The organism is Flavobacteriales bacterium, assembly GCA_016716605.1.
Lineage (GTDB): Bacteria > Bacteroidota > Bacteroidia > Flavobacteriales_F > PHOS-HE28 > PHOS-HE28.
In genome coordinates, this window is record JADJWA010000001.1 from 3160918 (window position 1) to 3173133 (window position 12216).

General features: G+C 59.4%; 11 protein-coding genes. 4 read left to right on the forward strand and 7 right to left on the reverse strand.

Annotation, left to right across the window (positions count from 1 at the left end; translation table 11 throughout):
• Positions 1 to 12: 12 nt before the first annotated feature.
• The 7 genes from IPM12_12870 to IPM12_12900 are packed head-to-tail and all read right to left on the reverse strand — an operon-like array spanning position 13 to position 7675.
• On the reverse strand, positions 13 to 1050 hold the full coding sequence (locus tag IPM12_12870; GenBank protein ID MBK9148694.1) for a hypothetical protein: 1038 nt from the start codon (positions 1048 to 1050) through the stop codon (positions 13 to 15).
• The gene (locus IPM12_12875) at positions 932 to 1444 is read right to left on the reverse strand and encodes a hypothetical protein (GenBank protein ID MBK9148695.1); all 513 of its coding nucleotides are present in this window, start codon (positions 1442 to 1444) and stop codon (positions 932 to 934) included. Before IPM12_12875 ends, IPM12_12870 begins: the two co-directional genes overlap by 119 nt.
• Positions 1445 to 1500: 56 nt before the next feature.
• Positions 1501 to 2784: a restriction endonuclease subunit S gene (locus IPM12_12880; GenBank protein ID MBK9148696.1), complete on the reverse strand. Its 1284-nt coding sequence runs from the start codon at positions 2782 to 2784 to the stop codon at positions 1501 to 1503.
• 4 nt (positions 2785 to 2788) lie between these two features.
• On the reverse strand, positions 2789 to 4204 hold the full coding sequence (locus IPM12_12885) for a Fic family protein (GenBank protein MBK9148697.1): 1416 nt from the start codon (positions 4202 to 4204) through the stop codon (positions 2789 to 2791).
• A 20-nt stretch (positions 4205 to 4224) separates the two neighbouring features.
• A complete protein-coding gene (locus tag IPM12_12890; GenBank protein ID MBK9148698.1) occupies positions 4225 to 5571 on the reverse strand; it encodes a Fic family protein in 1347 nt (448 codons plus the stop codon).
• Between the two features lie 2 nt (positions 5572 to 5573).
• A complete protein-coding gene (locus IPM12_12895; GenBank protein MBK9148699.1) occupies positions 5574 to 7112 on the reverse strand; it encodes a type I restriction-modification system subunit M in 1539 nt (512 codons plus the stop codon).
• Entirely contained in the window at positions 7109 to 7675 is a 567-nt protein-coding gene (locus IPM12_12900; GenBank protein MBK9148700.1) for a hypothetical protein, read from the reverse strand. The genes IPM12_12895 and IPM12_12900 overlap by 4 nt, the downstream gene beginning before the upstream one ends.
• 909 nt (positions 7676 to 8584) lie before the next feature.
• Here IPM12_12900 and IPM12_12905 point away from each other — a divergent pair.
• The 4 genes from IPM12_12905 (at position 8585) to IPM12_12920 (ending at position 12163) form a co-directional block, all read left to right on the forward strand.
• Positions 8585 to 9214: a fibronectin type III domain-containing protein gene (locus tag IPM12_12905; protein MBK9148701.1), complete on the forward strand. Its 630-nt coding sequence runs from the start codon at positions 8585 to 8587 to the stop codon at positions 9212 to 9214.
• Between the two features lie 72 nt (positions 9215 to 9286).
• A complete protein-coding gene (locus tag IPM12_12910) occupies positions 9287 to 9529 on the forward strand; it encodes a helix-turn-helix transcriptional regulator (GenBank protein ID MBK9148702.1) in 243 nt (80 codons plus the stop codon).
• Between the two features lie 104 nt (positions 9530 to 9633).
• The gene (locus IPM12_12915) at positions 9634 to 10035 is read left to right on the forward strand and encodes a hypothetical protein (GenBank protein MBK9148703.1); all 402 of its coding nucleotides are present in this window, start codon (positions 9634 to 9636) and stop codon (positions 10033 to 10035) included.
• A 499-nt stretch (positions 10036 to 10534) separates the two neighbouring features.
• Positions 10535 to 12163 carry a hypothetical protein gene (locus IPM12_12920; GenBank protein MBK9148704.1) on the forward strand — a complete coding sequence of 543 codons (1629 nt, stop codon included), beginning with the start codon at positions 10535 to 10537 and terminating at the stop codon, positions 12161 to 12163.
• Positions 12164 to 12216 lie beyond the last annotated feature (53 nt).

Consider the following 12216-nt stretch of genomic DNA (forward strand, 5'->3'; position numbering starts at 1 on the left):
AGGAGGGGGTGATCATTGCTTCTTCGCCGTCTTTGCCGCTGGCAACTCCAGTTGACGCTGACGCCGAACTTGCTCCTTGATCATGTCCAGCCGAGGCAAGTAGCCGGGGTCTTTCCAGTGGAAACTTGCTTGTATGTCGGTATCACCCAAGAAGGGATACGGGATGAGTGATTTTTCCTCCTCCTTGATCAGCCGGTATGCATATGCAGCTTGGAGCTTGCAGTTCTCCTCGATGGCTAGTGGCGTCAACGCGACATTGAATGCATCGGTATCGCCCATGGCTTTAGCGGAAGGATATGCTACTCCATGCATGCCCTTCTCCACCGCCCAATGCGAAAAGGCCGCTGTGATCTTGTACTCCTCCGGCGCAGCTACTTGTTTGCAGAACTCTTTCGCGATGAACGACGTGAATACTAACGAACCCTCCTTGTCCACCTTGGTGCCATCCAGGTTTGACATGTACTGCTTGAATTCTTGGGAGAGCATGTCATTCTTGCTGTGCAGTTCTTCGGCTTGCACCACACTGATGACCTCAAGCGGATGCAGTACATGCCAGTTACCCACGACGGCATACTCCTCCATCTCCATGTCGAAGGTTGGATCGTGCATCATTCCGTTCACCTCGTGGATCGCAAGCATTCGGCTCGCCTCGAAATCCTTATGCCGCCCCATGCAGCCGTAGAACATCGCATTGCCCCGAAGACTCGCGCGCCCATAGTCCGCCTTGGCGGCATCCGGGAGATAGGAAATGTCCTTCTCACCTTTCCAGTGATTCGGGAACTCCTTCAGGTTCGTGCGACAACGGAGTATTCGCTGTCCGCGGAACAGGTGAAATCCGTGCAGGCCCACCTCTGGGATTTGGCGCATGATGGCAAGGATATCTGCATCGCTCAACTTCTTCAGGTCAACCTGGCTCAACTGCTCGGTTATCTCAGTCAGTGTTCTCATCGGTTCTTGTGTTTTGCTTTTCCGAAGGCTCGGTGTCGGTTGGCGGATGCGGCCAGATCCCATCCACCATGGCATCGAAGCCTTGCCAATAACGATTGCCATCCTCGTCGAGATAGGTGAGTGTGAAGGAGTGTGACCGGGGCAAGGGGCCTACCATGTTCAGCACACGCACGCGCAGTTTCTCGCCGCGCTGGACCAGCGTGTCGCATTGGACCATCATGCCATTGCTCTCGTTGAGCGGCCGAATACTGTGTGCCAGGCCACCCTTGTTCACCACCTCGAGCATCCAGTGCTCCTCGTTCATCCGCGCTTCGGTCCGGTAGTCGAAGTAGGGTTTTATCGCGTTCTTGCGGTGTAGCTCGCGTTGCGCGAAGTGCGCCGTCTGTTTGGCCAGCTCTTCGGTTTGGCGTGCGAGCTGGCGCACCGCTTCCGACTTCTCCTTGTCCCGCTGGAACAGCACCCAGAATGCAGCGATCGCACCCGGCACGGCCAGCAAGGCCCCAATGGCTTGCGCCACATCGGTCCATTCTGCGGCTAGTGCGATCGTTAGCATCATGACTTCACGCGTGTTTGCCCGGTGAGCAACTGCTGCATCAGTCCGCGCTTCTGCGTGATGAGCAGGTCGAGGTAGTTCTGGGTTTGTTCCATTTGCCGGTCAAGCCCTGTTAGGAGGTTAGCCAGGCGGTCTTGCTCTTCGCGCTCGGGCAGGGGCACCCACAAGTTCTTGAAGTCGTTCCAGCGCAGGCTCCCCCGGCGATCCACGGAGGCGTTCGTGGAGGTTCGGAAGATGTGCCGATAGCGCTCGCTCTTGAACAGGTAGTACATGAACTCGCTGTTCACCTTGGCCTGGTCGAACTCGAAGACCACATAGATGGGACTCACCAACCCGACATCATGCGCACGAAGGAGATCAATGGAGCCCTCCTCGATGTGGTTCGCGGGAAAGCCGAACTGGCCACGCCGAATCACCTTGTAGTTGGAGCGGTCCTCGCTGAACACCTGCTTCTTGAAGTACTCCAAGGAGGATACGAAGCCTCTGTGCTTGCTGCACGATAGGACGATAGGATCGGCGCCCTCAGTGTTGCGTTCACTGACCTCCTTTGCGATGTCGCCAACGCTCACCTTCCGGCGGTGGTGGTAGACCTCGCCAAGAGCAGATCCGATAAGCCCTTGCTTACGCTGCTGCTGGGCGGCCACTAGTTGCTGTGTGGTGGCAATGGCCCGGTCCCAAGCCCCCAGCACGGCAGCGATGCGGCGTTGTTCCGAGAGAGGCGGGATTGGAATTGTCCAGTCCTGGATGTCCTTATGACCAATGTGTGGGATGGCGGTAACGGTCTTCACTGAATCACAATACCGTATGAAATGATTGCTACCCACCCAATGCTTCAGATACTCCGTATCGATGCCTTTGGAGCGGATGCGCGCCGCGCGCTGCAGAAGGAGCGCCGGCAGGTCCGCTGCCGATAACCGGGCATAGCTCTTCCCAACGAGCGAACCATCCATCGCGATCACGAGATCCCCTTCTGCAAGTTCGTAGCGCTTAACCGTTGCGTTGCTCGCTGGCCAGTGAACGGTTACTTCCGCATCCCAACTTGTTTGCCCACGCTTGATGTTGTTGCAACGAAGCAGTCGAATGCCGGTAGATGCGTAGCCCTTGCTCTCGAAAGGATATCCAACGAGCAGATCGATCTTGGGTCCAATACGATTGACCTCCCACTCTTCCGGAATCCACCCGAGCTTGGTGTGTTTGTAGCCGGGCTTGGCACCGGCATGCGGCGCCTTGGCAATCGCGCTACGGTTGCTGCTGGCTTGGGGCTTCTTGGTGGCGGTGGGCATGGGGCTACTTGGTGTCGTCCTCTTGTGCGTTCTGGGCCACGTAGTATTCAATGTGGTCCGTGATCTCCTTGCCCATGCGCTGCACAATGGCCTGCTGTTCAGCAAGGCTGAGCGGCTTGTGGTAAAGGCGCTTGATGAGGGGCTCCTCGCTACGACCGCCGGTGATGTTGAAGACATCCACTAACACCTGGTAGTGGTGGTAGTCTTCCACTTTGATCTTGATGCCGTAGTTGCAACCGAAGGGTTTCTTGGACGCCTTGCGGAAGGTGCCGTACCGAAGCCAAAGTTGGATCTCCGTAACACCTTGTAGCTTCTGGTCGTCTTTCGCCAACTCAGCTTGTAGGGTGCCGATCACTTGCTCCGCTGGTTCGTCAAGGAATCGTACGCTGACCGGTCCATTCACGAGGATGATATCGTGCTGCGTGTTGAGGAAATAGCGGTTGAACTTCTGGGCAACGGGAATGGCTTGTGCGAACAGGGAGTAGCCCCATTCGTTCAGAAGGGCCTGTGTGGTCTGGTGTCCGCGGGTCCGTTGGATCTCATCCGCAGGATCAACTGCTGCCAATTGCGCATCGATCAGTTGCAGGCGCTTATCTAGATCGTCCGCATCGTCGATGTCCTTGCCGGCGAGCACTTCCAGGACCAATTCCTGCGAACGGATGAGCCGCTCAGCCATGAAGGCGTTGAAGAGGTCCGGGCTTGCACCGTACACCTGCACTTCCGCGAGCAAGCGATTGTACGCTGTCTTCTCTTGCTCCTCCGCCTTGATGATGGTGGGAGGATAGCCGAAGCTCAAGAGCAGGAGATTACTGAAGATGCGCGCGGTGCGGCCGTTGCCATCGTGGAAGGGGTGTATGGTCACGTACTCCCGCTGGAAGTCGAAAGCCACGACGGTAGGATGCGGCGCCTCCTTTTCGCCCCACCTTATGCTCTCAAGCGCCGCTTTAGTGCGATCAAGCAAACGGTGCATTGCCTCGGGCACATCCTCGGGCGACGTAAAGTCGAAGCGTTCCTCCTTGAAGTTGTAGATGTGGTTGGGGTGCTTCTTCCAGTTGCCGGGCCAATCCTTCTTCGCCGGATCATCTTCGTGCATGATGGCCTTGTGGATCTCCTTGATGCGCTTCTCGCTCAAGTTCAATTCACCGCTGGCCATTCCCAAAAGCGTGCGCACGACCTCATCGTGGCCCTGCATCTCCAACACATCGCGTATGGGCTTGCCTTCCACCGTAACGTTACCCATCATGATAGTGCGCGTCTCCTGTCGGGTGAGCTGGCTGCCCTCCATCACATTGCTGTGGTAGTTCCAGTCCAACCGGAAGCGGTAATCCAGCTTGCGCTTGGCCTCGGGGCTCAGCGGCCCGGCGGCAAGGATGCGCGCCTGCAGGTCGTCGATGCGCTGAAGTAGTTCGTGGAGGTTCATGTGCCGTAGTGCGTTGGGAATTACCGAGGGGTGATCTTATGCAGAACGCTCTTGGCGATGCGGTCGAAGAAATCCGTGCCCATATCCTGGATGGAAACTCCATACGGCCAACTGAACGGGGGTAGTTCCACAGGAAGCTTTGCACTCAAGGATTGATCTTCCTCATTGAAGGTCCATGTGAATATCACGCGAACCTCCCTGTTGGCGATGGGGACCGTATTGCTTGTGAACTGCAACTGGAATAGAATGCTCTTGGTGGTTTCATTCTTGGCGAACAGCTCCGCCAATTGCTCGGGTTTTGCACTCAGTATGTTCAAGGGTTTCGGTCTGAAGCTCTTGTCCTGTTTTATGAAGGGTGCCGCAGTTCCCCCAGCCACTTTGAAGAACTTGCGGTAATAGAAGAGCTTATCCTCGACCTCCTGACGGATGATGGGATAGTTGAGGTTGATGCTGTCGATGATCTGCTTGCGCCATCGGGCCTCCCGATCAAGCGCTCGCTGCTTGACATCGCTCGTGTTGCGCAAAAGCAATTCGGCTTCCTTGCGCCAATCCGCTGGCTCCTCGATCGGGAGGTCCTTGGCCGCCCGTAACGCAAGGTTCATGGTCCATTCGGCCTGTTGGGCCATGTACTCAATGAAAGGTTCCAGATCACCGGCATCAGCCTGCTTCAATCGCAAGAGGTAATTCGCCTTGTCCGCGCTTTTCACCACCAACGGCATGTATCCGTTCAGCATGAGGTGGTAGTTGACCAGCAGTCGCGCCGTGCGACCGTTGCCATCGCCGAAGGGGTGGATGAGGATGAAGCGATGGTGCAGTACCGCGGCCTTTTGAATGGGATGGAGTGCATGTTCGCTGTGGTACCATTCCATCAACTCTTGCATCTGCATCTGAACCTCTTCGGGTTTGCTGTACTCGAAGAGAGTGCCGTCAGGTTGGCGCACCAGATTCCCGTGCTTCTTGTACTCGCCCGGAATGACCTGGACCTGCGTGGTCATCCCTTCCGTGGTGATGGCCTCCTTGAAAAAGGGTTCCTTGAGAAGTATCCTGTTCAAGTCGCGGATATCACCCTCCCTTATCGGGCGGTCCTTGTCCAAAGCCCATTCGCGTACCATGCTGATGGCCACGTCATGGGCTTGCATCTCGAAGATCTCGCGAGTGGTATGTCCGCCAGGCATGACCTCTTTCAAGAAGAGCAGGATGGTCTCGCCATACGTGAGCGTGTTGCCCTCGATATGGTTGCTGTTGAAATTCCACTCCAAGCGTAGCTTCTGCCAGAGTTCACGCTCGCGCTCGGGCTTCATCGGCACGGCAGCATCCAACTCGCTCTTGAGCGTGTCGAGGTGTGCGAGGAATTCGGGGTGTTCCATGATCATGCTTGGTTAATGAAGCCCAGTTCCTTCAGGTAGCCGTCCATCTCCTTGCGCACATCGGCCAATTGTCCTTCCAATCCCTTGATCTTCTGCTGCACGGCAGCGATGTCCACGGGCTCTTCCTCCTCGAAGGTGTCCACGTAGCGCGGTATGTTCAGGTTGTAGTCGTTCTCCTGTACTTCGGCGAGGCTGGCGCGGTAGGCATACTTCTCGGCGAGCACGCGCTTGTCGTCGGCAATGGTCTTCGGTGCCTTGCGGAAAGCGGTGTAGGTATCCACGATGCGCGCGAGGTCCTCCTCGCGTAAGCGGTTCTGCTTCTTGCCGTCCTGGTACTGCTTGCTGGCATCGATGAAGAGGATGTCCGTGGTGGTGCGCTGCTTGTTGAACACCAGAATCGCAGCAGGGATACCGGTGCCGAAGAAGAGCTGCGCGGGCAGGCCGATGACGGCCTCCAGCATGTTCTCATCGATGAAGGCTTTACGCAACAAACGCTCGCTGCTGCCGCGGAACAGCACGCCGTGCGGCACGATCACGCCCGCGCGACCGTGCTCGTTGATGCTCTCGATGAGGTGCGTGATGAAGGCGTAGTCGCCCTTGCTCTTGGGCGGCGTACCGCGCCAGAAGCGGTTGTAACGGTCGTGCGCGGCATTGTCCTGTCCCCACTTGTCCAAGCTGAACGGCGGATTGCTCACGGCCACATCGAACTTCATGAGCTTGTCGCCCTCCACCAGCAGCGGGTTGTTCAGCGTATCGCCCCACTCGATCTGCGCATTGTCGTTGGCATGTATGAACATGTTCATCTTGCACAGCGCCCAGTTGCCGCCGTTGCTCTCCTGCCCGTAGAGGCTGTAGTTGTGGTCGGGCACTTTCTCCGCCACCTTGATCAACAAGCTGCCGCTGCCGCAGGTGGGGTCGTAGATGCGCATGCCGCTCTCGGGAGCCATCAGGCGGGCCAGCAATTCGCTCACTTCCGCTGGGGTGAAAAATTCCCCTCCTTTCTTGCCGCTGTCGCTCGCGAACTGACCGATGAGGTATTGGTAGGTGTTGCCGATGATGTCCAGGTTACCAATGCGCGAAGGGCGGAAGTCCAGGCGCTCATCGGAGAAGTCCTCGATGAGGTGCTTCAGGCGGCGGTTGCGGTCCTTGGTCTTGCCCAGGTTCGCCTCGCTGTTGAAGTTGATGTTGCGGAACACACCGTCCAACTTGCCCTTGTTCGCTTCTTCGATGGCGTCCAAGGCTTTGCCGATACGGTCGCCGATGTCGTCCTTTTCGCGTGCCTCGTAGAGGTCGTAATAGGAAGCACCCTTCGGCAACACGAAGCGCTCGCGCTCCATGGCGCGTTGGACGCGTTGCTGGTCACCCGCGTATTTCTTGTGCAGCTCTTCTTCCTTGTCGCGCACCACATCGCTCAGGTACTTCAGGAAGAGGAAGACGAGGATGTAGTTCTTGTACTCGGCGGGATCCACTACACCCCTAAAGGTGTCGCAGGCTTTCCAGGCCAGTGCGTTGATCTCGGCTTGTTCAATGGGCTTGCTCATGGTTTGGGGTATGTTGCCCACACGGCATCGAGCAGTTGGGCATAAGCGTTGGAAAGTTCGGTGAGGTGTAGGCGTGTGCGTTGCGCGGCATCGGCCAAGCGCACGAGTTTCTGTTGTTCTTCAATGGACGGCACGGGTACCAGCAATTGGTCCAGTGCGCTGCGGTCCAGCACGGCAACGGTGCCCACCTTGCGATAGGCGGCCATTTGGGCTTGCGCAGGGCGGCTGTTCAGATAGCCCGCGAGGTAGCCGGGCAGTACACGGGTGGTGTCGGGCCGGATTACATAGAGCATGGAGGATGCGACGGCGTCTTCGTCGCCACCCTGCCAGACAGCAGCCACATTCGTGCTTCCCTTCCCGATGAGGAGTACATCGCCTTCGCGGAGCAGGTCCACGTCCTTATAGGTGACCAGTTCGGGGCTGGTCCTGCTGACGTAGGCGTTCTCGATCGTACCTTCAGCCGTGATAGCAGAGGACTGCACCAAGGCCATGGGACCCTTGTCGAGGCCCTTGGCGTGGACGCCGAAGCGGAGGCTGGCAATCGAAGTTAATGTTTGCGGCATGGGTAATACAACGGCGCAAAGATATCATTACTTTCGATAAATACAACTTTAATGCCCCATACCATCAGTATTGTCCTTGAACAATTGCTGGTCAGCGGTCAGATCATGGGCTGGTGAGCCCTCCAGGTCTCTGCTGGCATTGACCCCAAGGAAGCACTTGGCAGATGACCCTTTATGATATGAGCGCATCACCGCAGGTTGGTTATGCGGTACCGTGAGTTCCTGGTGCAACATCATTGTCTGCCGAGGTAGATGCCTTCGCGCGCCACCGCATGCCTTGGTCTCGCGGCGCTGAACCATGAGCATGCGGCGTGGTACGCCGTCGACTACGCCCTTCAGCATTCGCCGCGTACCGTATACCATGCGGCCTGGTCCCTTGATGTTGCGCCGCGCGACGGATATCGCGTGCTCCGTGCCCTTGAGGTCGCACCGCTCCTCCGATCCCGCGCGGCTTGCGCCCTTAAGGCTGTACCGTGAACTCGATACCATGCACTTCGTGCCCTTCAGGATGCGCCGCGCACTCTATACCGTACGGCTTGCGACCGTACGGATGCGCCGTGTACCCGATACCGCGCGACCTGCGCCCTCAAGAATGCGTGGCGTACCCTACACCGTGCGGCCCTTGCCCTAGTGCCTGCATCGCGCATCCTAAACCGTGCGACACGTGCCCTTCAGGATATGCAGCGAACCCGATACCGTGCGTCGCGCACCCCATACCGTGCGCACTGTGCCCTTACCGATGTTCAGCCTGGCCATTCACCAAATGGGCGATGGCCCTGCCGCTGGTCAGGCGGGTGCCCTGCCTCGGGGGCATCCTCACAAACGATGATACCCCCCGAATACTACTGAGCCGGGGGCCGCGCTTCTTCAACAAACAACCGTCTGGGCATACGCGAAGGCCCGCCCCCCATGACCACGCAATTCACTGTGAAGCTGGGTACCGAAGGACTCACCCCGGAAGAGATCCTGGAGCGCGCCGATGCGCACATCACCGGGCTCACCGGCAACGCCGATTTCCCCACGCCGGTGCCCACCCTGGTGGTGCAGCAGGCCGACCGCGATGCGCTGGCCGCCGCCAACGTGGCGGTGCTGAACAACGGCGGCAAGCAGGACCGCCTGGCGCAGGCGGCCGCGGTGAAGCAGGTGAAGAGCAACATCAAGATCCTGGCGGGCTACGTGCAGGCGGTGAGCGGCGGCGATCCGATCAAGATCGCCAGCGCGGCCTTCGCCACGCGCAAGGTGCCGCAGCCACCGGCTCCCATGCCCGCGCCGCCGAACCTGCGGCTGGTGATCACCACCAAGCCCGGCGAGCTGAAGGCGCGCTGGGGCGGCGTGAAGGACAAGCGCATCTACGAGCTGCAGATCTGCGACGGCGACCCGCTGGTGCCCGCGAACTGGCAACCCCTGGTGATGACCAGCCGCAATTTCTTCCTGATCACGGGCCTGGTGAGCCACCAAGCCTACAGCGTGCGCGTGCTGGCCGTGGGCGCGCTGGGCGTGGGTCCGTGGAGCGATGTGGCCACCACCAAGCCGTTGTAGCCGATGCCCGTGCCGCAACAACCGTTCACGCGCTGCGCGCAATAACCGTCGCCGCGCCGCGTATGCCCGAACATGAAGCCTCCGCCCACCTCCCCGGCCGATGACGCGCCGCGCGTGGACCTCCTGACGGCGATGGAGCGCCACTTCATCCGCTGGTGCTGCAACGAGGCGGGCCTGCCCTACAAGGCGATTGCCGTTGAGATGGGCATCGCGCTGAGCACCCTGCACACGCACCGCCGCAAGGTGTTCAGCAAATTGAAGGTGCCCTGCCGCGCGGCGCTGGTGGTGCTGGCGATGAAGCTGGGGCTGGGCTAGCGCATGTGCGGGCACCTCTTCAGCAACGGCATCCCCGCGCCGGGCAGCGGTGAAACAGGAGCGATCAACTCCACGTTTCATTCCTGCCACTTCGGCCACGGGCCATGAACGAAGCACGCCAGCAACAGCAGCTCCTCACCTCGAAGCGGGACCGCCTCGTGGCCTTCGTGAAGGCGCACCCCGAGCAGCTCGATGCCCTGTTCTGCTTCACCGACCCGGCCGTGCGGGAGCTGGTGCTCACCAGTCCCAAGCAGCTGGAGCTGCCCGATGCCAGCCGCCTCTGCGACCGCATCGACTACCTGAGCAGGACGCGCATCGTGCATCAGCGCAATGAAGCGCCGCGCTGCCGGGGCAAGGTGCTCTACTCCGAGCGCGATGCCCACGCCAAGGTGAACCGCATCTGGCAAAAGGGCCGCGGCCGCATGCGGGTGTACCACTGCCCGGTCTGCAACGGTCACCACCTCACGCACCAGGCCCACAAGGACTCGGACCGGCAAGTGGCCTGAGCGCCTGGGCATCTGATCAGCCCCGCACCAATTTCCTGTACTATCCGGTGCGGAACGACATCGCCGCCGAGGCGCTTCTTCCTGTTCTCCTCGTAATCAGAGAAGCCGCCCTCGAACCACTGAGCCGGCGACAATGATCCGCGCTCAGGCAAGGCCATCAGGGAGGTGAAGGAAGCGATGGAGGCGACATCCTCTCTCTCTTCCTTCACCTTCATTGCCCTTAATCGCATTATTGAGCGACGGCTACTTCATCACCGCATCAGTCATAACACCTGCTACCGCCCTTCCCGTTTTCAACCGAAAAGGCTACGGCAAGGATGTGCTTGTGCACACGCGGTCAGAGGAAGGCGGTCGTAGCTGATGATCAATGCGACGCCGGAGTAATCCCCTTCACTGGATCGTGCTTGGCGGAGGTCCCGCGGCATATACCATTGGTTATAAATGTTGCATCCTATAGAAATAAGCTCTCTATTTGATCGCCCCGAACAATCCGCTGACCATGATCGCGATCCTCAAGTCCACCCGCAACGATGACACCTGCCTGAAGGCCACCGCCTCATGCATCAAGCTCACGGCCCTCGCTGGCGCGCTCGTTCTGCATGTCGCCTCCGCGGTGGCGAACAACATCCAGGTGGCCAACACCACGCTCACCAACAACACGGGCACCACCGTGCAGGTGCAGTTCGACCTGAGCTGGGAGAATAGCTGGCGCGGTGTGGGCATGCCCAATTGGGATGCCGCCTGGGTCTTCGTGAAGTACCGCAACGGCGCCGGGGTCTGGGGCCATGCCAACCTCACGGCCACCGGCCATGTGGTGCCCGGCGGCGCCACCCTGGACCTGGGCCGGGTGGATAACGCAGCGGCTTACGACGCCACCACCAATCCCTATGTGGGCGGCTTCCTTTACCGCGATGCCGATGGCACGGGCACCTTCTCGCTCACCGGCGTGCAGTTGCAATGGGACTACAGCGCGCTGGGCCTCGCCTACACCGACATCGCGCAGGTGCAGGTCTTCGCGATCGAGATGGTGTATGTGAACCAAGGTGCCTTCTATGTCGGCAGCGGTGGTTCGGAGTCCTCTCACTTCAAGGACGGCCCCTCGAACAATGCCTTCCAGATCACCTCCGAGGCGGCCCTGGCCTGCGGCAATGTGGCCGGCCAGCTCTGGCTCACCAGCGGCCTGCCGCCACCCGCCACACTGCCAGCTGGCTACCCGAAAGGGTTCGCCGCCATCTACTTCATGAAGTACGAATTGAGCCAGCAAGGTTATGTGGACTTCCTGAACACCCTCACCTATGCGCAGCAATCGACACGAACCAGCATTGCCCCGAATAATGGGGTGGGATCACCGGCCTTCGGCACCAATGGTAATAGGCAAGGGATCGACATCCGGGTACCGGGTGTCTCGCCCAACACTCCGGCCGTGTATGCGTGCAATGGCAACGGCAACGGCACCTTTGACGATGCCGATGAAGGAAGGGACGTGGCGTGCAATTTCCTGAGCCCCTTTGACACGCAGAGCTACCTCGACTGGAGCGGTCTGCGGCCCATCACCGAACTGGAATTCGAGAAGGCCTGTCGCGGTCCCCTTACCCCGGTCCCCGATGAATACGCTTGGGGCACGACGGGCATCTACACCGGCCCGCGCTATACCATCGATAACATCAACCTGCCGAACGAAGGGATCGCCACCAATTTCAGCACCACCTTGGGCAATTCCTATTGGGGGGGCGTCAACCCCATCAACTATTCTACTGGTCCCGGCCGCGTTGGCGTGTTCGCCGCCAATGGCAGCAACAGCGGGAGGGTCACCTCCGGCGGCAGCTATTACGGCATCATGGAACTCTCCGGCAATCTGATCGAGCCCGTGATCAACGTCGTTTCCGGCACACCCTTCCCTTTTTTCGTCGGGATCCATGGCAATGGTTCGCTGAACCCCGCCGGGTTCCCGGATGTGCCGAGCTGGCCGTACACGCTCTCCCCGGGATATGGAAGCTCGCTGCGCGGAAGCGCGTATTCGGCTGCAAGCAGCTTTGGCCGTGTTTCGGATCGGCAGCTGGCGTCGAATAACTATACCACGCAGCGGTTCAATGATGTGGGCAGCCGAGGGGCGCGTACGGCACCGTGAGGTGGGGAAGCGCTCATCCCTATCGGCAACGAAATGAAAACATCGACGGCTGA